The sequence below is a fragment of the Agromyces tropicus genome (assembly GCF_039531345.1).
Lineage (GTDB): Bacteria > Actinomycetota > Actinomycetes > Actinomycetales > Microbacteriaceae > Agromyces > Agromyces tropicus.
On the sequence record NZ_BAAAPW010000002.1, the window covers coordinates 383,012 to 405,152 of the forward strand.

Genomic DNA, 22,141 nt, shown 5'->3' on the forward strand with positions numbered 1-22,141 from the left:
TCGGTGCTCGCCAAAGCCAACCGCATCACGAGCGCCGATGACTACCGGTTCATCGTGCGCCGTGGTGCGAAGGTCGCCGGAGCCCACACCGTGAGCTACATCCGCTCACGTGAGCCCGGCACCGACGCGCGCTTCGGCTTCATCGTGTCCAAGAAGGTCGGCACCGCCGTCCGCCGCAACCTCGTGCGGCGGCGACTGAAGGCGGCCGGCCGCGAGGCCGTCGACGGCGGGATCACCGCCGTCAGCGTCGTCGTCCGCGCTCTGCCGTCCGCAGCGAGCGCCGACTTCACCGCCCTCCGCGGAGACCTCGCCTCGGCGCTCGCCGCCCGCGACCGTCGACGCGAGCGTGCGCGGCCGCCGCGCACCGCGGCATCCGTCGTCGGGGACGTCCCCGCGGGCGCCTCATCGGAAGACGCCTGACATGCGCGATCTCGCCTGGTTCGTGTGGCTGCTGCCCCGCAACGCGGGAGTGGTCCTGATCCGCGCCTACCGGGCGGTCGTGTCCCCCCTCTACGGCGACGTCTGCCGTTACTACCCGTCCTGCTCGGCCTACGGCCTCGGCGCGGTGCAGCACCGCGGCCTGGTCGTCGGTTCCGGCCTCACGGCCTGGCGCATCGTGCGCTGCAACCCATGGTCGGCCGGCGGCATCGACGACGTGCCGCTGCCCAAGGTCCGCCGGTTCCACGTGACGCGCTTCGGCTTCGTCATCCCCGCCGGCTGGGCCGGCACCGCCCCGACCCGCGGTCGGCACACCCGCCGCAGTGGCCGTCGCCGCGTCGGCGCCCCGATGCCCACGTCGGCGCCCTCGGCTCCGCGGCACGACCACACCCACGACCACGACGTCGTCGGCCCGCACCTCTCCCCCACCACGTCCCGAAAGGACTGACCCGTTCCAATGGACATCTTCAGCATCATCCTGTGGCCCATCAAATGGGTCATCGAGCTGATCCTCGTCGCGTTCCACTCGCTCTGGACGTTCCTCGGCCTGCCCTTCGATGCCGGCCTGACCTGGGTCCTCTCGATCGTGGGCCTCGTCGTCGTGGTGCGTGCCGCGCTGATCCCGATCTTCGTCCGGCAGATCAAGAGCCAGCGGCGGATGCTCGAGGTCGCGCCGCAGTTGAAGAAGATCCAGGACAAGTACAAGGGCAAGAAGGACCAGTTCTCGCGCGAGGCGATGTCGCGCGAGACCATGGAGCTCTACAAGCGGACGGGCACCAACCCGCTGTCGTCGTGCCTGCCCCTCCTGCTCCAGATGCCGATCTTCTTCGGCCTCTTCTCGGTGCTGAACGATGCCACCCGCAATGCGGAGCGCGGCGGTGTGGGCGTCCTCACCCCGGCACTCGCCGAGTCGTTCTCGAACGCGACGTTCCTCGGCGCCCCGCTGAACTCGACCTTCATCGGCGAGTGGAACGCGATGATCGCGGGCGCCCCGTTCAGCGCCTCGACCATGATCGTGGCCGTCACGATGATCATCCTGATGACGGCGTCGCAGTTCATCACCCAGCTCCAGATCGTCTCGAAGAACATGTCGCCCGAGACCAAGGCGAGCCCGATGTTCCGCCAGCAGCGGATCCTCCTCTACCTGCTCCCGCTGGTGTTCGCGTTCTCGGGCGTGGCGTTCCCGCTCGGCGTGATGTTCTACTGGCTCGTCTCGAACTTCTGGACGATGGGCCAGCAGTTCATCGTCATCCGCAACATGCCCACGCCCGGCAGCGACGCGGCGAAGGCCCGCGAGGCACGCCTCGCCCGCAAGGGCAAGCTCGTCGTCGAGACGAAGTCCGACGGCGAGGATGCCGAACCGCAGAAGCCGACCACGACGCAGCGGCAGCAGCCGATGAGCAAGAACCGCTCGAAGAAGCAGAACAGGAAGTGACCCCGATGACCGACGTCCAGCACGACGCCGCGACCCGGACCCTCGAGCAGCTCGAGGAAGAGGGCGACATCGCGGCCGACTACATCGAGGAACTCCTCGACATCTGCGATCTCGACGGCGACATCGACATCGATGCCCGGAACGGGCGCGCGTACGTCTCGGTCCACGCTGCCGAGGCGGCGAACCTGGCCGTGCTCTCACGGCCCGACACGGTCACGGCCCTCCAGGAACTCACGCGCCTGGCCGTGCAGACGAAGACCGGAGCGTTCTCCCGCCTGATCCTCGATGTCGGTGGATCGCGCGATGCGCGTCGCGACGAGCTCGCCCGGCTCGTCGCCCGGGCTGCCGATCGCCTCGAGGACGGCGCTGCCGAGGCGGCGCTGCCGCCGATGTCGTCCTACGAGCGCAAGCTGGTGCACGACCTCGTCGCCGAGCGCGGCCTCCACTCCGAGTCCCGCGGCGAGGGCCCGGACCGGCACACCGTGATCACCCGCGTCGGCTGAGCCGGCAGGCGCACCGTTTCACGTGGAACATGACTGACGACTCCCCCGACTGGCGCGACGCCCTCGAGCCCGAGCCCGAGGCAGCCGCCACCGTCTTCGGGTCGCAGCTCGACCTGGCGAGGCGCTTCACCGAGAACCTCGCGCGCCACGGCGAGGAACTCGGGCTGATCGGCCCGCTCGAGCTGCCCCGGTTGTGGTCGCGCCACGTCGTGAACTCGGGGCTGGTGGCCCCGCTGCTGCGTCCCGGCCGAGTCGGTGACGTCGGTTCCGGCGCCGGTCTTCCCGGCATCGTGCTGGCGATCGCGCGTCCCGACGTGCACCTCACCCTCATCGAGCCGATGGAGCGTCGGGTCGCGTGGCTCGAGCGTCAGGTCGACGAGCTCGAACTCCAGAACGTCGACGTGGTTCGCGCGCGCGCCGAGGAGGCGAAGCTCAAGGGCCGGCTCGACCAGGTGAGCGCGCGCGCGGTGAGCGCGCTGCGCACCCTGATTCCGATCACGGCTCCGCTCCTCCGCCCCGGCGGCGAGCTCGTCCTCATGAAGGGCGGTGGGGTGCAGGGGGAGATCGGCGCCGCGGAGAAGGCGATCCGCAAGTACCGGCTCGAGGACGTCGAGGTGCTGGTGCTCGGAGAGGGCGTCGTCGAGGACGTGACCCGGGTCTTCCGCGCTCGCACCCCGGAGGCGTAGCCGCGACGATGCGCGGCCGCGCTGCATTCGGATCGTTGCGTTTCACGTGAAACGCAGTGTGCCTCGGGCCCTGGCTCCTGTCGGCATCCGCGGGTCCGTGAGCACGCGCCGGGGAGCGTGACGGCGGTCGTCGCGGGTGTCGTGGCGGCGCGGGTCACCGACGTTCGCTGCTCCCCAGTTGCCGCGTCCGCGCAGTCACGACGGCGGAACCACTCATCCACGCCGACGGTCGTTTCGCGCGTCGATGGGACGGGTGCCGTGCTGTCGCCCTGGCTCGCTGGCGCCGAGCGCAGGTGAGACGGCCGGCGAGCTGTGAGCGGGTCCGGTGTTTCACGTGAAACGAAGGCGGCATCGGCCGCAAGCGCGCTCCTTTCCATGCTCCTCACTACTCCTGAGCGAGGTGCGCGACTCCATCCGGGGCGGCAGACCGCGACGCGACTCCTCGGGTCTGCTGGGGTGTCTGCACGTCGCCGGCGGATTCTCGGCATCGGATCTCCGACATGCGTGCCACCGGGTACGTATGCCCTGGGTGCGGTACGGGCGTCGGGACGCACCTCCTCAGCGGTCCACGCGCTTCGTCCGATCGCACCGACATCGCAGGATCGCAGCGCGCAGTCCCCGAGTCGACCCGGCGCGCGCCGAGCGAGGCTGGACCGACCGATCAGCGCCTCCCGCAACGGTTCGAGCCGATCGATTTCCCGGGCCGGCCTGCGGAGGGCACCCGTACTCCGGTTCGCGTCCGGAGCGGCTGAGCAACGGACCGGATGCGAGGCCGTTCGCGCTCGGGATCGGCGGCAGTGGAGTGCGCTTCACGAGGGCCGGCGCTTCGACGGGGACGGTCGGGCGACCCCCTGATACGTGAGCTGCGGTCCGTGCGCGCGGCACGTGCTCGGTTCGAGGTCGATCTGACCAGCCCCTCGACGATGACGTCGGGCGTGCGGACCCTTCGGTGTGCGCGAGCGACGTCATCCCACCGTTCGAGGAGTCGGAGCCCGCGCGTGGCATGGGTGACCGCTTGATGGAATGCGACCTCGCTGCCACGGTCCGTGCCGACCTCGCCGGGTTGGGCGACGGCGCGGTGCATCCTCGAGCGACATCGACACGCATCGGCAGACGTCGGAGACGGAACTCGATCCTCGGTCGTGCGATCGGTCGGTGAGGTCGGCGATGGAGCCGGCGTGGAGCCCGGCGGAGTGTTCCGACGCCGGGATCAGAGGTCTCATCACGCGACCGATGCGCCACCGGTGCTCGGACTGTGCGGTCGTCGGCGGTCGGTCCAGGCCGGAGCCCGTCGTGAACGCCACGGATCGCGTGGCTCGATCGGTCCGAATCGCGGCGTTCGGGCGGTCGAGGCGTTCGAGCCCGGGCGCGTCCTCTCACCGAGCCGGGTCGTGCGTCGAGCGGTCGTCGTCTGGCAGTTCGGTGCCCCCGGGCCGTGCCCGTGACCGCAGCGAACGAGTGGGTCCGTTTCACGTGAAACATGACGCCCACGTCCCGTATGAGCCGAGCGCCGCGGCCGAGTGGCTTCACATCGACCGACCTCGGGCAGGTCCGCTTCGTTGGGAGGACGACGCGCGCTGCGCCGGCGGGCCACGGGCTCGACGCACCCGCCAGGGCCCGGGGGGCCGACGCGTCTGGCCCAGCAGGCCGTTGAGTCCGGGGCCGTGCCGTGGATCGATGAGCTCGGACCAGGGCGCGGTGTCGGACGGCCTCTCTCGTCACCCCCGACCGCCCATCGACCGCGAGGGCCCCGGTCGATCGAACCCGTCGACGAGCACGCGGTCGCCGACAGGGCCCGCTTCGAGTGGAGCGCGCCGAAGCGGACGGTGGACGGACTCGGCATCGCATGTTTCACGTGAAACGGCTCGGTTCGGCCGCGATGAACACACCATGAAGCGGGCATCCTGCGCCGCGACCGAGCGCGTCCGCGGCTGGATCGGCGACGCCGAATCCCGCTCCGACGCCCGGGAGGTGCGTCGTCTCCCGGCTGACGCCTGCGCGTTCGCGACCGCGCTCGGGTTGCCCGGCGGTGCCTCGGTTCACGCATCCCACGCGGCGATTAGGCTGGGGTGTCGGAGACGATCGACGCCGCGGGCGCGATCTCGGATCGGTCAGGAGTGGGGCATGGCGAACGGCGGGCGGGGCTGGTTCCAGCGGAGGAAGCCGCAGCCGGAGACCCCCCGACCGGAGCCCACCGAGCGGACGCCGGAACCGACGCGCATCGAGGCGTACGAGGCGCAGCGTCGCGCCGATGGCGGCGCATTCGGCGGAGGCCCGGATTTCGATTCCATCCTCCGCGCGCCGGAGCCGAGGTCGGACGACCGTTCCTCCGGGACGCCTGGGTCAGCGCCCACTCCAGCCTCATCGGCTCGCCAATCGGCTCCGGAGCGGCCGACTGCCTCGCGGATGGCCGAGAGCTCCAGCTCGTCAGACGCCGACCGGCGATGGGCGCCGCCCGAGGAGGCCTGGCGCCGACCGGCACCGCCGCAGGACGACCGGCCGACCGCTCCCCCGCCGACGACACCGGTGAATCGCCCACCGCAGCCACCGGCGCCACCGTCGTCCGCGGCCGCACCGAACCGCGCGCCCGATCGGAACGACCGATCCGAACCCGCGCCGAACCCCGCGCCGACCCCGGGGCGATTCGACTGGGACGCGGCCACTGCCGCCGCCCTCTCAGGCGACGACGGGCCGGAGTCCGGTCCGTCGGGTCAGCGCACCGCGCACGGTGATCCCGACAAGCTGCTCGAGGACATCATCCGTGAGATCGTCGGCGACGCCACGGCGGAGACCGTGTCGAGTCTCCACCAACCGCGGTCGACGGCAGGCACCGGCGACTCCGTGTCGCCCGCCCGCGGCGCATCCGCGGTGGAGGATTCGGCGCCGACGACCGCGCCGTCACCTCCGGGACGCGAACCCGTCGAATCCGGCCCGCAGGATTCGACGGGCTCGCCGGACGAAGCTGCACGCGCCGGCGGGTCCCGGTCAGTCGGCGAGCCGGACGATCGCTCGCTCGACGCAACGCCGGGCGCAGAGGCGCCGTATGCTGTCGTGGCGGGTTCCGAACCGACGACCGAGGTCGCGGTCGGCGATGACGTCGAGACGGCGCCGCCCGCACTCAATGCCCCTGCCGCACCGACGAGTCAGGTCGTCGCTCCCGGCACGGATGCGCCGGTTTCACGTGAAACATCAATGACAGACGGAGGAACTCCCCTGGCCGACCAGCTTGCCGACGAGACCCGCCGGCGCATCGCGCTCGATCAGGCGGTGCTGCCGCTCCCGACCGCCCCGCGCATCTTCACCATCTCCAACCAGAAGGGCGGAGTGGGCAAGACGACGTCCGCGGTGAACCTCGCCGCCGCGCTCGCGCGCGCCGGCGCCCGGGTGCTCGTGGTCGACCTCGACCCCCAGGGCAACGCCTCCACGGCGCTGGGCGTCGAGCACCGCTCCGACCAGCAGAGCGTGTACGAGGTGCTGGTCTCGGACCTGCCCATCGCCGAGGTGGTCCGACCGTCGACCGAGCACGAGAACCTGGACTGCGTCCCGGCCACCATCCACCTCGCGGGTGCCGAGATCGAGCTCGTCTCCCTCGTCGCCCGCGAGCAACGTCTGCGTCGTGCGCTCGATGCGCACCTCGCGGCCATGGAGCGCCCGTACGACTACGTCTTCATCGACTGCCCGCCGTCGCTCGGCCTCCTGACGATCAACGCCTTCGTCGCGGCGCGCGAGGTCCTGATCCCGATCCAGTGCGAGTACTACGCCCTCGAGGGCCTCTCCCAGCTCCTCAGCAACATCGAGCTGATCGAGCGACACCTCAATCCGCAGCTGCGCCTGACGACGATCCTGCTCACGATGTACGACTCGCGGACGAACCTCGCCCAGCAGGTGGCGCAGGAGGTCCGGGACCACTTCCCCACCCAGACGCTCGACACGATCATCCCGCGTTCGGTCCGCGTCTCCGAGGCACCGAGCTACGGGCAGAGCGTCATCACCTACGACTTCACCTCGACCGGTTCGCTCTCGTACCGTGAGGCTGCGGCCGAGATCGCATGGCGGGGCGCGCAGCGCACCGAGGAGCAGAAGGAGTCGAACTGATGGCGACCAAGCGCACCGGGCTCGGACGTGGGATCGGCGCGCTGATCCCGACCACCGAGGACGCTCCCCCTCGGGCCAACCGTCCGGTCGACGTCTTCTTCCCCGACGCCGAGACGCCGGCCACGGCGATGGCCGCGGTCGAGACCGCGGCGGACCAGGGCCTCGTCACGGTCCCGGGTGCGCACCTCGCCCGGCTGAGCCCGGACGACATCGTCCCGAACGCCCAGCAGCCGCGAACGAACTTCGACGAGGACGACCTCGCTGAACTCGTGCACTCGGTCCGCGAGTTCGGCGTGCTCCAGCCGATCGTCGTCCGGCCACACCCCGAGCAGCCGGGCAAGTTCGAGCTCGTGATGGGCGAGCGGCGACTGCGCGCCACGAAGGCGGCCGGGCTCGACAGCATCCCCGCCGTCATCAAGGACACGGCCGACGAGGCGATGCTCCGCGACGCCCTCCTCGAGAACCTCCACCGTTCGCAGCTGAACCCCCTCGAGGAGGCCTCGGCCTACCAGCAGCTGCTGGCCGACTTCGGCATCACGCAGGAACAGCTGGCCTCGCGGATCGGGCGGTCGCGCCCGCAGATCTCGAACACGCTGCGCCTGCTGAAGCTCCCCGAGGGCGTGCAGGTCCGTGTCGCGGCCGGCGTGCTCACCGCCGGGCACGCTCGCGCCATCCTCGCCGCGGGCGATCCCGACGCGATGCAGCGCCTGGCCGACAAGATCGTGAACGAGGACCTCTCGGTCCGTGCCGCCGAGGCGATCGTCGCCCAGGCGCCGAAGCCGACGCGGATCAAGCCGGCGGCGGGCAAGCGGCAGGAGTTCCTCGAGGATCTCTCGACCCGCCTCGGGGATCGGCTCGACACCCGCGTGAAGATCTCGCTCGGCTCCAGAAAAGGCCAGATCAACATCGATTTCGCCACGGTCCAGGACCTCAGGCGGATTCTCACCGAACTCGGCGAGAACCTCGAGGGCCTCTGATCACGAGCCCCTGACGCCGCCGCTCCGACCCGGTCGGGCCGGCGTCGGTGGAGGGGGACGCCACGACCTCCGAACGACCGGTCAGGCGCCGCGACGCGCTGCGGTGCGGACCAACGCGTCGTAGACCGCCGAGGCGTCCGTGTCCGAGGCCTCGATCGCGAGCGGCACGAGCGACGTCTCGGTGAGGCCGGGCAGCACGTTCGCCTCGAGGAACCACGGGGTGCCGTCGTCGTCGACGATGAGGTCGACCCGCGACAGGTCGCGGAGGCCCAGCGCGCGGTGCGCCGCGAGCGCCGCGGCGGTGGCCCGCTCGACGGCCTCCTCGTCGAGCCGGCACGGTGCGAAGAAGGTCGTCTCCCCCGCGTTGTACCGCGCCTGGAACGAGTAGACGCCGGCGGACGGGACGATCTCGACCACGGTCAGGGCACGGGGAGCGCCATCCGTCTCGACGATGCCGATCGCGACCTCCCTGCCGACGATCCGCCGTTCGACGACGGCGACGTCGGAGTACGTGAACGCATCGACCATGGCCCTCGGCAGGTCGGCCGAGTCGGTCACGATGGTCACGCCCTGCGCGGAACCGCCCGACCCGGGCTTCACGACGAGGTCGCCCGGAAGCGCCTCGCGGATGACGCGCAGCACGCTCGGCGCGCCGAGCTCGCGGAACGACTCGTGCGACAGCACGATCGACTCGGGCACGGACCCGCCCGCAGCGGCCACGATCGAGCTCGCCACCGGCTTCGACCAGGCGCGGCGGGCGGCGGCTCCGTCAGAACCGACCGCCGGGACGCCGAGGGCCGCGAGCAGCTCCAGGAGCGTGCCGTCCTCACCGCTCGACCCGTGGAGCGCGGGGAACACGACGTCCGGCCGCTGCTCGGCCAGGTACGGGAGCAGCCCGGCGTCGGGGTCGCGCAGCTCGACACGGTGGCCCGCCTGCGTGAGGGCGTCGGCGACGCGCCGCCCCGAGCGCAGCGACACGTCCCGCTCGTGGGAGATCCCTCCGGCGAGCACGACGACGGAGAGACCGGTGGAATCGCTCATGATCAGGGGTTCTCCACTACTTCATGTCGGTTGGCGGGGCCGGCTCGATGCCGGGACGATCGGGCGTCTGGAGGGTGCCGGTGCCGGCGAACGTGTCGAGCAGGTCGAGCTCGCCGTTGACCACCGTGGCCAGCCGCCGGATGCCGACGCGGATCTGCTCCGGCGTCGGGTAGCAGAACGACAGCCGCATGGCGTGGCGGCCGCGACCGTCGGCGAAGAACGCCGTGCCGGGCGTGTACGCGACGAGTTCGCGCACCGCTCGCGGCAGCATCTGCTTGGAGTCGAGCACGTCGGGCAGGGTGACCCACACGTAGAACCCGCCGTTCGGGTCGGTCCACGACAGCTGCGGCAGGTACTCCCCCAGCGCCTCGACCATCGCCTCCTTGCGTTCGCGGTAGACCCCGCGGAAGGCGTCGATCTGTCCACGCCAGTCGGCCTCCGAGAGGTACTCGGACACGACGAGCTGGCTGAACGACGAGGGCGACAGGATCGCCGACTCGGCGGCGAGGATGAGCTTCTCGCGGATCGCGTGCGGGGCGAGCGCCCAGCCGACCCGGAAGCCGGGCGCGAGCGTCTTCGAGAACGAGCCGAGGTACACGACGCCCTCGGGATCCATGGAGCGCAGCGCGTTCGGCGCCGGCTCGTCGAAGTGGAGCAGGCCGTAGGGGTTGTCCTCGAGCACGAGGATCTCGTTCGACCGGCAGATCTCGAGGATCTCGGGCCGGCGGGCCGCCGACAGGGTGACTCCCGCGGGGTTGTGGAAGTTGGGGATCGTGTACAGGAACTTGATCCGCCGGCCCTGGCCGCGCAGCACCGCGATCGTCTCGCGCAGCGCCTCGGGGATGAGCCCCTCGTCGTCCATCGCGACGTGGACGACGGAGGCCTGGTACGAGCGGAAGACGCCCATCGCCCCGACGTACGACGGCGCCTCGGCGAGGACCACGTCACCGGGGTCCAGGAACAGCTTCGCGACGAAGTCGAGCGCCTGCTGCGAGCCCGTGGAGGTGACGATGTCGTCGACCGACGCGTTGCGGATGCCCTCGAGCGCCATCACCTCGAGGATGTGCGATCGCAGCGACGGGATGCCCTGCCCCGAGCCGTACTGCAGCGCGACGGGACCCTGCTCGCGCATCGTCCGCTCGAACGCGGAGGTGATGAGCTCCTGCGGCAGCGCGGACACGTACGGCATGCCGCCGGCGAGCGACACGACCTCGGGACGCGACGCCACGGCGAAGAGGGCGCGGACCTCGGAGGCTGCGAACCCGGCCGCTCGGTCGGCGTAGTTCGCGTACCACGGATCGAGGTTGTTGCCGGCCCGCTGGGGCACTCCGTCAGAGGTCACTGCTGGATTCCGTTCTGCTCAGGCATTCCATGCTAGCCAGCGCCGGGTGGGCGCCCGAACCGGATGCCGCTCTGTGACCCGCCTGCCGCCGTGCGGCGCGCCGAGACGACGACGGGCCCGGAACCGCGAAATGCGGTTACGGGCCCGGATCGAGTCGATCGAGGGATCGTCAGCCGATGAACTCGGCGAGGTCCTGCTCGAGGATCGGCTTCGGCTTGGCGCCGATCACGGTGCGGACGACCTCGCCGCCCTTGAACACCTTCATGGCGGGGATCGCGGTGATCTGGTACTTCATGGCGAGGCCCGGGTTCTCGTCGACGTTGAGCTTGACGATGTCGAGCTTGTCGGAGTGCTCCGTCGCGATCTGGTCGAGGATCGGGCTGACGGCACGACACGGGCCGCACCACTCGGCCCAGAAGTCGACGAGGACGGCCTTGTCGTTGCTGAGGACCTCCTGGTCGAAGGTGGCCTCGGTCACTGCACGTGCAGTCATGGTTGTCTCCTTTTGGTGGAAGCGTTGCCGCGAGGCATCCGCCGGTTCATGTCCCCGACGGCATGCGACCGCGGGGTGGTCAGCGGGCCGCGTCCGCGAGGTCGACGGCGACGAGGTGGTCGACCTCCGCAGCCTCGGCCGACGCTGCGGACGGCTCCTCGTCGGTGTCCTCGAGCGCGGCGAGGTAGTGCTCCGCGTCGAGCGCGGCGACGGTGCCGGAGCCGGCGGCCGTCACGGCCTGGCGGTAGGTCGGGTCGATCACGTCGCCCGCGGCGAAGACGCCGGGCACCGAGGTGCGCGACGACCGGCCGGAGACCGCGATCGTGCCCTCGTCGGTCAGGTCGAGCTTGCCGTGCACCAGGTGGGTGCGCGGGTCGTTGCCGATCGCGACGAACAGGCCGTCGAGGTCGAGCCCGCGGACGTCGCCCGAGACGGTGTCGCGGAGCGTGACACCGGTCACGGCGGTGTCGCCGTGGATCGCCGAGACCTCGGCATTCCAGACGAACTCGATCTTCGGGTTGTCGAAGGCGCGCTGCTGCATGATCTTCGACGCCTTGAGCTGGTCACGGCGGTGGATGACGTAGACCTTGTCGGCGAAGCGCGTGAGGAAGGTGGCCTCCTCCATCGCGGAGTCGCCGCCGCCGACGACCGCGATCGTCTTCTCGCGGAAGAAGAAGCCGTCGCACGTCGCGCACCACGACAGGCCGTGGCCGGAGAGCCGCTCCTCCTCGGGCAGGCCGAGCTTGCGGTAGGCCGAGCCCGTCGCGAAGATGACCGACTTCGCCTCGTGCGCGTCGCCGCTGCCGAGCTTCACGCGCTTGACCGGGCCCTCGAGGTCGAGCTCCACGACGTCGTCGTACACGACCTCGGTGCCGAAGCGCTCGGCCTGGGCCTGCATGTTGCCCATCAGGTCGGGGCCCATGATGCCCTCGGGGAAGCCGGGGAAGTTCTCGACCTCGGTCGTGTTCATCAGCTCGCCGCCGATCTCGACCGAACTGGCGATCAGCAGCGGCTTCAGCTCGGCGCGGGCCGCGTAGATGGCGGCGGTGAAGCCCGCCGGCCCCGATCCGATGATGATGATGTCGCGCAAAGCCGCTCCTGTCGTTCCTGTGCACTGCTCGGGCACCCGTCCGACGGATGCCACGACATGGTGAACACAGTCTAGGCGGCGGCTATTCCGCCCCTCGCGCCGCTCACGGGTGGGTCACAGGCTGGTCGCGTCGCGGCCTGACGACACGGACGCCGGCCCCGCGTCATCCGTCGTCATCGACGCCGGAGACGGGCCAGCGCGGGCGCCGCGAAGCCTCGCAGCTCGGGTGAGCGGAACAGCCAGAGGCCGGCGCCGTAGAGCACGAGCATCACGGTCCCGACGATGGCCATGACGAGGATCGCGCCCCATCGGTCGGCGATGGCGAATCCGCCCGGGGTGAACGCGCCGAACGCCGTCACCATCCAGAGTCCGACGGCGACGGGCAGCACGACGGCGGCGAGGTCGCGGACGAGGCTCGTGAGCACGCGCCTGGCGTCGAGGCGGCCGAGCTTGCGGCGCAGCAGGATCACGGCCAATGCGAGCTGGATGGTGGTGGCGAGCGTCGTCGCGAGGGCGACGCCGACGGCGACCCACTGCACGGGCAGCAGGAGCGTCATCAGTGCGGCCGTCGTGAACACGGCGACCTGGACGAGGGTGAACACGAACGGCGTCCGCGTGTCGCCGAGCGCGTAGAACGTGCGCTGCACCACGAACAGCACGCTGAATCCGACGAGGCCGATCGCGAAGGCGATGATCACGTTGCCGAGTGCGGAGGCGTTCGCGAGGTTGCCGGGCTGGAACACCGCGGCGAACGGGTACGCCACGACCACGAGCACGGCCGACGCCAGCATCAGGATGAGCCCGACGGCCCGGATCGCGCCGGACAGGTCATCGCGGACGCGACCGAACTCGCCGTCGCGGGCGTGCTCGCTCATGCGCGTGAAGTAGGCGGTCGCGATCGACACCGTGATGACCGAGTGCGGGAGCATGAAGATGAGCCACGCGTTGTCGACCGCCGCGATCGACGCGCCCTCGCCCGACGCGGTGCTCAGCACGTTCGTCTGCACGATTCCGGCGAAGGTGGTGAGCAGGAGCATGCCGAACGTCCAGCCCGCCATCCGGCCCGCCGAGCCCAGCCCGACGCCCCGCCACGCGAAGTCCGGGCGGTAGTGCAGGCCGATCCGCCGCCAGAACCAGAAGAGCACGACCGCCTGCGCGACGATGCCGAGCGTCGCCGACCCGGCGAGCAGCGCGATCATCCCCGGCGTCCACTCCCCCGCGCTGCGCGTGCCGTCGGGGTCGAAGCCGAACGCGACGCCGAAGGCCACGAGGCCGAGCAGGGCGACGACGTTGTTGAGCACCGGCGACCAGGTGAACGGGCCGAAGCTCCGGCGGGCGTTGAGCACCTCGCCGAGCAGCGTGTAGAGGCCGTAGAAGAAGATCTGCGGCAGGCACCAGAACGCGAAGGCGATCGCGAGCTGCAGCGTCGCCGGCGGCAGTTGCGATCCGTAGATCCAGGCCAGGAGCGGCGCGAGCGCCGTGGCGACGACGGTCGCCGCCCCGATCACGACGAGGGCGAGCGTGACGAGCTTGTTGATGTAGGCGCTGCCGCCGTCGGCGTGCGCGCTCGCCCGCACGATCTGCGGCACGAGCACGGCGCTCAGCACGCCTCCGGCGACGATCACGTAGACCGTGTTCGGCAGGCCGTTCGCGACGGCGAAGGCGTCGGCGCTGGCCGACCCGACGACGCCGATCGTCGCCGCGAGCACGATCGCCTTCAGGAAGCCGAGCACGCGCGAGACGATCGTGCCCGACGCCAGGAACAGGCTGGCGCGGGCGATGCGGTCCTCAGCCATGCGAGGGGTCCTCCGGTCGGTCGGGACGCGGAGCGTCGGCGGGGGGCTCTGGTGCGGCCTCGGTCGAGTCCGCCTCGGTCGTGGACGGCGCGTCCGTGGGATCCGTGCCCGCGCCCGACCGCTCGCGCTGTCGGCGGCGCACCGTGCGGATCACGCCGACGGCGAAGACGAGGATCGCGACGGCGGCGAGCACTGCCGCGCCGACTCCCTCCCAGTCGGCGTGCACGTTGGCGGGGATCGTCTCGGTCCGGCCGATCGGCGTGCCGCCGGGCGAGGCGAGGGAGACCTCGAGGTCGACCTCGCCGCTGCCGACGCCCGCCTCGACGGGCACGCGGATGGTGCGACGACTCTGGCCCTCGACGGTCGCCTCGACCGAGTCCTGCACGAGCAGGCGGCCGTTGGACGGGTCGACGGTCACGATGACGTCGACGGCGTACGGGAGGTCGTTCTCGACCGTGACGGGGATGCCGGTCTCGCTGGCGACGACGAGCACGCTGCTGCTCGGGACCACCCGCACCGAGTCGGTGACGGCGCGCTGGTCGACGAGCCAGGAGCCGACCGCCGCGGTCCACTCGGTCGGCTCGGCCAGCCATCCGGTGGCGAGCAGTGCGAGCAGCTCGCGGCGCGTGGGCCAGGTGAGGCGGCTCGGGTCGGTGAGCACGTCGGAGAACTCGTCCACCCCGGCCTCGGCCGTCAGCAGCCGTCCGACGTTGTCGACCCGTTGGCCGTCCTCGGGCAGGGACACGAGCGTGCGGGCGGTCGGCGGGGCGCCGACGGCCTCGGCGAGCGTCGCCGGGCGGGACCACGTCGAGCCGTTCAGTGCCCGCAGGGTGTCGCCGACGTGCTCCGCGTCGGCGCCGGCGGAGCGGGCGAAGGTGGCGAGCAGCGTCACGTCGCCGTCGGCGGGCGACACGGCGAGCTCCGCGAGCAGGCGCGACGCGGCCCCGCGCCACTGGGTCCCGGTCTCCGCGGCCGCGGCGCCGCGCAGTGCCTGCTGGACCCGCGCATCGGCGACGACGGCGCCGCGGCCGTCGATCGTGGATGCCGCGCCCGGCGCGCCGTCGACCGCCTCGACGTTGCCCGGCGCGAGGATCGCCGTCGTCAGGCCGCCCGCGGCGAAGGCGTCGAGGTCGCCGCCGGCCACGGTGTCGTCGGCGGGCCATGCGAGGTCGCTCCTCGTGAACTCCCAGTCGAGGAGCTGGCCGTCGGTCGGCGCCTCGCCGGGTTCGGCGGTCGCCGCCGCGACGCCCTGGTCGCCTCCGAAGTCGGCCGGGTCGAGCGCGTCGGCGAATCCGAGCGGCTCGAGCGGGGCCGTGAGTCCCGCCTGTGACTGGACGGCGAGGTCGGCGTCGGCGTAGGCGAGGGGGAAGACCTCGTTCGGCATGAGCGAGAGGGACTCGAGCCACGAGACGGCCGATTCCGGCGCGGTCGTGCCGAGCGCGCGGATCGATGCGGGGATGCGCGGATCGATGCCGATGGCGACGGGCAGTCCCGTGACCGCGTCGAGCTGGCGGGTGAGGAGGCCCGACGGGCCCGTCCACGACTCGAGCCGGTCCGCGGGGATCAGGCCGTCGACGCCGGCGGGCACCGTGAGCGGGTACGCCAGCGCGAGCCCGGGCCGCGAGTCGTCGGCGACCTTCGTGTTCGCGACGGCCGTCGTGCCGCCAGCGACGGCGACGCCCTCCACCTCGAGCGACGCGGCGAGCCCGATCACCGGGTCGCCGGCGTCCGTCGCGTCGGCCGGCAGGGTGAAGCGGTAGGTGACGGCGGCGCCGACGGGCAGCGCGGTCGACGGCCGCTCCTCGATCTCGCGGCTGCCGGGGGGCCGGTCGTCGGCGTCGAGCCAGGCGTCGAGGTCGTCCGCATCGGCGATGCCGGACGCGGCGACCCCCAGCGCGAGGGTGCCGGCCGGCACGATCGCATCCGACCCGTTCACGACCTCGACCTCGACCTCGATCGCGGCGCCGGCGGACACGGCGGCGCCGTCGGCGGGGGCGACGCTCACGCGGACTCCGGCCTCGGGCTCCAGGGCGACGGCGCCGGGCGTCCCGGCGGGGCCGTCGAGCGGCGCGACCGCGCCGGCGACCCCGAGGGCCACGGTCGCGGCCCCGGCGGAGATGAGGGCGAGGAGTCGGCGCAGGCGTCGAGGCGGGGTCGACGAGGCCGGCATGGAGGCGATTCTACGGCGTGGCATCCGGGAGGATGCGGGGCACCGCACCGGGGTCCCCCGCGCCGTCGCGAGGGGCGTCCCGCGGGGCACCGCGTCCGCGAAGGTCCCTCGCCGCTGCTTAACATGGAGCAATGCAGAGTGTCGCGGAGGCCCTCGACCGGCTGAGGGACCTGGCGGCCTCGCCCACGGTCGCCACGCTCGCCGACGCCTTCGAGGCGGCCGGCTTCGAACTGGCCCTCGTGGGCGGTCCCGTCCGCGACGCCTTCCTCGGCCGCTCGACGAACGACCTCGACTTCACCACGGATGCCACGCCCGACGAGATCCTCGGCGTGGTCGGACCGATCGCGGAGGCGCACTGGGACATCGGGCGGGCGTTCGGCACCATCGGCGCGAAGGTCCGCGGCCACACCGTCGAGGTCACCACGTACCGCGCCGACGCCTACGACGGGAACTCGCGCAAGCCCGAGGTCGTGTTCGGCACGTCGCTCGAGGACGACCTCGTGCGCCGCGACTTCACGGTGAACGCCCTCGCGCTCCGCCTGCCCGGACTCGCCCTCGTCGACCCGTCCGGGGGTGTCGAGGACCTGCTCACCGGCGTCCTGCGCACCCCGGCTCCGCCCGAGGTCTCCTTCGGCGACGACCCGCTCCGGATGATGCGGGCGGCCCGCTTCGCCGCGCAGCTCGACTTCGACGTCGAGCCCGGCACGCTCGCCGCGATGGGGGCCCTCGCCCCGCAGATCGACCGCATCTCGGCCGAGCGCGTGCGCGACGAGCTGTCGAAGCTGCTCCGCACCGGCGAGGCGAGCCGCGGCATCCGCCTGCTGGTCGACACCGGGATCGCGGCGCGCGTGCTCCCCGAGATCCCCGCCCTGCGCCTCGAGATCGACGAGCACCACCACCACAAGGACGTCTTCGAGCACAGCCTCACCGTGCTCGACCAGGCGGTCGACTACGAGGTCGCCCGCGGCCGGCTCGACTCCCCCGACCTCGTGGTGCGCCTCGCCGCGCTGCTGCACGACATCGGCAAGCCCGCGACCCGCAGGCTGGAGTCGGGCGGCGCGGTGTCCTTCCACCACCACGACATGGTCGGCGCCAAGCTCGCGAAGAAGCGTCTCCGCGCCCTCCGCTTCGACAACGACACGATCAAGGCGGTCGCGCGGCTCATCGAGCTGCACCTGCGGTTCTTCGGCTACACCGACGGCGCCTGGTCGGACTCCGCGGTGCGACGCTACGTGCGCGATGCGGGCGACCAGCTCGAGCGGCTGCACATCCTCACCCGGGCGGATGTCACGACGCGCAACCGCCGCAAGGCCGACCGGCTGGGCTTCGCGTACGACGACCTCGAGGAGCGCATCGCCCGGCTCGCCGAGGAGGAGGAGCTCGCCGCCGTACGGCCGGAGCTCGACGGGCAGCAGATCATGTCGATCCTCGGGATCCGCCCCGGCCCCGTCGTCGGGCAGGCGTACCGGTACCTCCTCGACGTGCGGCTGGACGAGGGCCCGATCGGCGAGGAGGCCGCGCGTGAGCGCCTGCTCGCCTGGTGGGCCGCCCGCGACGGGGCGTAGCCGCGAGGCCGCGCCGGCGCGGCGTCCGGATGTCGGCGGTATGGCGGAGCATGGGTCCCATGCCGTCCACGTCCGATGCACGAGCCCGACTGGTCGCGCTCTACGCCACCGACACCATGTCCGACTGGGAGTACGGCCACCTGGTCGCCGGCGTCGGCATGTCGCACGGTGCGCATCAGGTGATCGTCGTGGGTGAGACCCGCGACGACGTGCGCACGGCGGGCGGGCTCACGGTGCGACCCGATGCCGCGCTCGACGAGGTCGCCGTCGACGACCTCGCCATGCTCGTGCTGCCGGGCGCTGCCACCTGGGCGAGCGGGCACGACGCCGTGCTCGCGCTCGCACGACGCCTGGAACGCACCGGTGTCCCGGTGGCCGCGATCTGCGGCGGCACGCTGGGCCTGGCCCGCACGGGCATGCTCGACGACCGCCGCCATACGAGCAACGCCGCCGAGTACCCGGCCTTCGCGGCCGAGTACCGCGGAGCCGACCGGTACGAGCAGGTGCCCGCGGTCGCCGACCGAGGGGTGATCACGGCGTCGGCGATGGCGCCGCTGGAGTTCGCGAGGACCGCGCTCGAGGCGCTCGGCTCCATTCGGCCCGACGTGCTCGAGGCGTGGTACCTGCTCCACTCGACGGGGGACCCGACGCACTTCGCCGAGTTGTCGCGGCTCGACGGCTGACCCGAATGGCGCCGGCTCGCGGCATCCGTTACGATGTCAAGGTTGCCCGTGCGCCGCAGTCGCGGCCTCCTCGGAGCGACGCATGAACACCCTCCTGTCACAGACCGTCTGTGACCGCTGAGTCCGAAGGAGGTGGGTCTGTCATGCACCAGTACGAGCTGATGGTGATCCTCGATCCGTCGATCGACGAGCGCACCGTTGCTCCGAGCCTCGACAAGTTCCTCAACGTCATCCGCAACGATGGCGGCACCGTCGACACCGTCGACATCTGGGGCAAGCGTCGCCTGGCCTACGAGATCGACAAGAAGTCCGAGGGCATCTACGCCGTCGTCAACTTCACCGCCGAGTCGGCCACGACCAACGAGCTCGACCGCCAGCTGAACCTCAGCGAGGCCGTCATGCGCACCAAGGTCCTCCGCGCCGAAGAGGCCGTGGCCCGGGCCGAGAAGGTCCGCGCCGACGAGGCCAAGCGCGCCGCCAAGAAGGCGACCGCCGCCGCCAAGAAGGACGCCTAGTCCCCATGGCCGGCGAGACCGTCATCACCGTGGTGGGCAACCTCACCGCCGACCCCGAGCTGCGCTACACGCAGTCCGGGCTCGCGGTCGCGAACTTCACGATCGCGTCGACCCCTCGCACGTTCGACCGCCAGGCGAACGAGTGGAAGGACGGCGAGGCCCTCTTCCTGCGGGCGAGCTGCTGGCGCGAGTTCGCCGAGCACGTCGCGGGATCGCTCACCAAGGGAACCCGTGTCATCGCTTCCGGGCGTCTCAAGCAGCGCTCCTACGAGACGAAGGAGGGCGAGAAGCGCACCACCATCGAGCTCGAGGTCGACGAGATCGGCCCGAGCCTGCGCTACGCCACCGCGTCCGTGACGCGCGCCCAGTCCAACCGCGGCGTCGGCGGCGGCAGCTCCTCCTACGGGGGCGGCAGCCAGCAGTCCGATGACGCGTGGGCGCCGAGCGCACCGTCGCAGTCGTCCTCGTCCGGTGCCGACGTGTGGAACACGCCGGGCACGAACTACGGCGACGAGACGCCCTTCTGACAGACCGGGCCGCCGCGGGATGACCCGCGCCGCCCGAACCACACACTCCAAGACAGGAATACACAATGGCTGGAAAGAGCAGCGGCGACCGCCGCAAGCCTCGCAAGGGGGCGAAGAACGCCGCCCCGGCGAAGTCCGTCAAGGTCGGCGTCATCGACTACAAGGACGTCGCGACGCTTCGCAAGTTCATCTCGGAGCGCGGCAAGATCCGCGCCCGTCGCATCACCGGTGTCTCCGTGCAGGAGCAGCGCCTCATCGCCCGTGCCGTGAAGAACGCGCGCGAGATGGCGCTCCTGCCCTACTCGGGCTCCGGCCGCTAAGGAGCACGACAATGGCAAAGGTAATCCTCACGCACGAGGTCTCGGGTCTCGGCGCCGCCGGCGACGTGGTCGAGGTCAAGAACGGGTACGCCCGCAACTACCTGGTCCCGCAGGGCTTCGCGACGCCGTGGACCCGCGGCGGCCAGAAGCAGGTCGACCAGATCAAGGCCGCGCGCGCCGCGCGCGAGCTGCACTCGCTCGAGGACGCGCAGGCGCTCAAGGCGAAGCTCGAGGACGGCAAGGTCCGCATGTCCGTCAAGGCGGGCCTCGGCGGTCGGCTCTTCGGCTCGGTCAAGCCGGCGGATGTCGCGGCTGCGGTCGCCGACGCCGGTCTCGGCGAGATCGACAAGCGCAAGGTGGAGTTCCCCGCCCCGGTGAAGTCGGTCGGCGACCACGAGGTCACCGTCCGTCTTCGCGAGGACGTCACCGCGACGATCACCCTCCAGGTGGTCGCGGCGAAGTAGTCGCCGGCAACGCACGACGCGGCGGTGGGCTGATGCCCCCGCCGCGTCGTCGTGCGAGGCCTCTCTACACCCGCTGGAAGGGCCTGCGCAAGTCCACCTTTCGGGGCGCTGTCCTCAGGTTTGTGCACAGGAGCGGCTCGGCCGCGGTGAGAAACCGGAAGAACTTTTCCCCCACAGGTGTGGATTCTAAAAACACCAGATCAAAGCCGAATTCACACCGTGTCATTCACATGATTTCCACAGTTCTCCACAGGCTGTGTGCACATGTTCCACGGCGTTTCGCCCACACGTTCCACAGAGTTATCCACAGGCTGGCTTGTGCTGTGGGAACCCCTTCCCTAACCTGAGTCAGCGTCCCGCGGGAGACCGTCCGAACCGGCTTCCTGCGGCGGGTCGCATGGGGGACATGTGGGCGGGTCCTGATAGGTCTGGACCAGGCGGGAACGCCGCCCACGGAGCGATGTCGGAGGTAGCAGTTGTCGATCGCGCACATCGGGATCGCCGAATCCGCGGACGACTCCGAGGCCCGCCGGGGCGAGCGGACGCCGCCCCACGACCTCCTCGCCGAGCAGAGTGCGCTGGGCGGCATGATGCTCTCGAAGGACGCCGTCGCCGACGTCATCGAGACCCTCCGGGGCATCGACTTCTACGTGCCCAAGCACGAGGTGGTCTTCAACGCCATCCTCGCGCTGTACTCGCACGGCGAGCCCACCGACGTCATCGCCGTCACCGACGAGCTGACGAAGACCGGCGACCTGCAACGCGCCGGCGGCGTCGAGTACCTGCACACGCTCACGAGCCTCGTCCCCACGGCCGCGAACGCCGGCTACTACGCCTCGATCGTGGCCGAGCGCGCGCTCCTGCGCCGCCTGGTCGAGGCGGGCACGCGCATCGTGCAGATGGGCTATTCGGGCGAGGGCGAGGTCGTCGACCTCGTCAACAACGCGCAGGCCGAGATCTACAACGTGACCGGCTCGGTCGAGAGCGAGGACTACGTCCCGCTGACGGATGCCATCGGCACGGCGATCGACGAGATCGAGGCCGCCAAGCACACCGACGGCAAGATGACCGGCGTGCCGACCGGCTTCGCCGACCTCGACGACCTGACGAACGGGTTCCACCCCGGGCAGATGATCATCGTCGCCGCGCGTCCCGCGATGGGCAAGTCGACGCTCGCCCTCGACTTCGCGCGCTCCGCCGCGATCACGCACGACATGCCCACGATCTTCTTCTCGCTCGAGATGGGTCGCAGCGAGATCGCCATGCGACTGCTGTCGGCCGAGGCTTCCGTGCCCCTCCAGAACATGCGCAAGGGCACCGTGGACAGCCGCGACTGGACCACGATCGCGTCGACGCGCGGGCGCATCAACGACGCTCCCCTCTACATCGACGACTCCCCCAACATGACGCTCGTGGAGATCCGCGCGAAGTGCCGCCGGCTCAAGCAGCGCGTCGGCCTGAAGATGGTCGTCATCGACTACCTCCAGCTCATGACGAGCGGCAAGCGCGTCGAGAGCCGCCAGCAGGAGGTCTCGGAGTTCTCCCGGGCGCTGAAGCTCCTCGCCAAGGAGCTCCAGGTGCCGGTGCTCGCACTGTCGCAGCTGAACCGCGGCCCCGAGCAGCGGGCCGACAAGATGCCGGCGCTCTCCGACCTCCGAGAGTCCGGCTCGATCGAGCAGGACGCCGACATGGTGGTGCTGCTCCACCGCGAGTCGGCCTACGAGCGCGACAGCCCGCGCGCAGGCGAGGCCGACCTGATCGTCGCCAAGCACCGCAACGGCCCGACCCGCACCGTCACGGTGGCCTTCCACGGCCACTTCTCGCGCTTCGCAGACATGGTGCAGGTCTGATCGACTGCCCCCACTGCGCGCGGTCCCGCCCCCGGGGCCGCGCGCATCCTCGTGCGGTCCGCGCCCGGACGCGCCATTGACGTCGCTCCCGCCGCTTGGCATGGTGACACCATCCGAGTCGAACACAGCCGGGAGGCGGTCGAAGATGGTC

At 71.2% G+C, this 22,141-nt stretch carries 19 protein-coding genes and 1 pseudogene; 14 read left to right on the forward strand and 6 right to left on the reverse strand.

Annotated features, from left to right (window positions below; all coding sequences use genetic code 11):
• The first annotated feature begins 3 nt into the window (after window positions 1–3).
• The 7 genes and pseudogenes from rnpA (at window position 4) to ABD230_RS07575 (ending at window position 8,134) form a co-directional block, all read left to right on the forward strand.
• The gene (gene rnpA / locus ABD230_RS07545) at window positions 4–420 is read left to right on the forward strand and encodes a ribonuclease P protein component (RefSeq protein WP_344371260.1); all 417 of its coding nucleotides are present in this window, start codon (window positions 4–6) and stop codon (window positions 418–420) included.
• Between the two features lies 1 nt (window position 421).
• Window positions 422–709 (forward strand): annotated as a pseudogene (gene yidD / locus ABD230_RS07550) (membrane protein insertion efficiency factor YidD); the annotation flags it as partial.
• Window positions 710–895: 186 nt separating this feature from the next.
• On the forward strand, window positions 896–1,873 hold the full coding sequence (yidC, locus tag ABD230_RS07555) for a membrane protein insertase YidC (RefSeq protein ID WP_344371263.1): 978 nt from the start codon (window positions 896–898) through the stop codon (window positions 1,871–1,873).
• Between the two features lie 5 nt (window positions 1,874–1,878).
• Window positions 1,879–2,376, forward strand: a complete 498-nt coding sequence (locus tag ABD230_RS07560; RefSeq protein ID WP_344371264.1) for a Jag family protein — start codon at window positions 1,879–1,881, stop codon at window positions 2,374–2,376.
• A gap of 29 nt (window positions 2,377–2,405) precedes the next feature.
• Window positions 2,406–3,062 (forward strand): 16S rRNA (guanine(527)-N(7))-methyltransferase RsmG, encoded by a 657-nt coding sequence (gene rsmG / locus ABD230_RS07565; RefSeq protein WP_344371269.1) that lies wholly within the window; start codon window positions 2,406–2,408, stop codon window positions 3,060–3,062.
• 3,192 nt (window positions 3,063–6,254) lie between these two features.
• The gene (locus ABD230_RS07570; protein WP_344371273.1) at window positions 6,255–7,157 is read left to right on the forward strand and encodes a ParA family protein; all 903 of its coding nucleotides are present in this window, start codon (window positions 6,255–6,257) and stop codon (window positions 7,155–7,157) included.
• Window positions 7,157–8,134, forward strand: coding sequence for a ParB/RepB/Spo0J family partition protein (locus tag ABD230_RS07575; protein ID WP_344371276.1), 978 nt, complete (start codon window positions 7,157–7,159; stop codon window positions 8,132–8,134). The genes ABD230_RS07570 and ABD230_RS07575 overlap by 1 nt, the downstream gene beginning before the upstream one ends.
• A gap of 81 nt (window positions 8,135–8,215) precedes the next feature.
• Here ABD230_RS07575 and ABD230_RS07580 read toward each other — a convergent pair whose 3' ends face one another.
• The 6 genes from ABD230_RS07580 to ABD230_RS07605 all read right to left on the reverse strand — a co-directional run bounded on the left by ABD230_RS07580 (window position 8,216) and on the right by ABD230_RS07605 (window position 16,066).
• The gene (locus ABD230_RS07580; protein ID WP_344371278.1) at window positions 8,216–9,175 is read right to left on the reverse strand and encodes a D-alanine--D-alanine ligase family protein; all 960 of its coding nucleotides are present in this window, start codon (window positions 9,173–9,175) and stop codon (window positions 8,216–8,218) included.
• A gap of 16 nt (window positions 9,176–9,191) precedes the next feature.
• Window positions 9,192–10,517 carry an aminotransferase-like domain-containing protein gene (locus ABD230_RS07585; protein ID WP_344371281.1) on the reverse strand — a complete coding sequence of 442 codons (1,326 nt, stop codon included), beginning with the start codon at window positions 10,515–10,517 and terminating at the stop codon, window positions 9,192–9,194.
• 169 nt (window positions 10,518–10,686) lie between these two features.
• The gene (gene trxA / locus ABD230_RS07590; protein ID WP_344371286.1) at window positions 10,687–11,010 is read right to left on the reverse strand and encodes a thioredoxin; all 324 of its coding nucleotides are present in this window, start codon (window positions 11,008–11,010) and stop codon (window positions 10,687–10,689) included.
• A 79-nt stretch (window positions 11,011–11,089) separates the two neighbouring features.
• Window positions 11,090–12,100, reverse strand: coding sequence for a thioredoxin-disulfide reductase (gene trxB / locus ABD230_RS07595; RefSeq protein ID WP_344371288.1), 1,011 nt, complete (start codon window positions 12,098–12,100; stop codon window positions 11,090–11,092).
• 173 nt (window positions 12,101–12,273) lie between these two features.
• Window positions 12,274–13,896, reverse strand: coding sequence for a murein biosynthesis integral membrane protein MurJ (gene murJ, locus ABD230_RS07600; RefSeq protein ID WP_344371289.1), 1,623 nt, complete (start codon window positions 13,894–13,896; stop codon window positions 12,274–12,276).
• On the reverse strand, window positions 13,889–16,066 hold the full coding sequence (locus ABD230_RS07605) for a DUF6049 family protein (protein WP_344371292.1): 2,178 nt from the start codon (window positions 16,064–16,066) through the stop codon (window positions 13,889–13,891). Before ABD230_RS07605 ends, murJ begins: the two co-directional genes overlap by 8 nt.
• Before the next feature lie 131 nt (window positions 16,067–16,197).
• Between ABD230_RS07605 and ABD230_RS07610 the strand changes: the two genes are divergently transcribed.
• The 7 genes from ABD230_RS07610 (at window position 16,198) to dnaB (ending at window position 21,990) form a co-directional block, all read left to right on the forward strand.
• Window positions 16,198–17,631 carry a CCA tRNA nucleotidyltransferase gene (locus ABD230_RS07610; RefSeq protein WP_344371294.1) on the forward strand — a complete coding sequence of 478 codons (1,434 nt, stop codon included), beginning with the start codon at window positions 16,198–16,200 and terminating at the stop codon, window positions 17,629–17,631.
• A gap of 59 nt (window positions 17,632–17,690) precedes the next feature.
• Window positions 17,691–18,314 (forward strand): DJ-1/PfpI family protein, encoded by a 624-nt coding sequence (locus tag ABD230_RS07615; RefSeq protein WP_344371296.1) that lies wholly within the window; start codon window positions 17,691–17,693, stop codon window positions 18,312–18,314.
• A 143-nt stretch (window positions 18,315–18,457) separates the two neighbouring features.
• Entirely contained in the window at window positions 18,458–18,829 is a 372-nt protein-coding gene (rpsF, locus tag ABD230_RS07620) for a 30S ribosomal protein S6 (RefSeq protein WP_344371298.1), read from the forward strand.
• Window positions 18,830–18,834: 5 nt separating this feature from the next.
• Complete coding sequence (locus ABD230_RS07625; protein WP_344371300.1) at window positions 18,835–19,356, forward strand: single-stranded DNA-binding protein; 522 nt, start codon at window positions 18,835–18,837, stop codon at window positions 19,354–19,356.
• 65 nt (window positions 19,357–19,421) lie between these two features.
• Window positions 19,422–19,676, forward strand: coding sequence for a 30S ribosomal protein S18 (rpsR, locus tag ABD230_RS07630; protein WP_189083988.1), 255 nt, complete (start codon window positions 19,422–19,424; stop codon window positions 19,674–19,676).
• An 11-nt stretch (window positions 19,677–19,687) separates the two neighbouring features.
• A complete protein-coding gene (gene rplI / locus ABD230_RS07635) occupies window positions 19,688–20,140 on the forward strand; it encodes a 50S ribosomal protein L9 (RefSeq protein ID WP_344371308.1) in 453 nt (150 codons plus the stop codon).
• A 476-nt stretch (window positions 20,141–20,616) separates the two neighbouring features.
• Window positions 20,617–21,990: a replicative DNA helicase gene (gene dnaB, locus ABD230_RS07640; RefSeq protein WP_344371310.1), complete on the forward strand. Its 1,374-nt coding sequence runs from the start codon at window positions 20,617–20,619 to the stop codon at window positions 21,988–21,990.
• Window positions 21,991–22,141 lie beyond the last annotated feature (151 nt).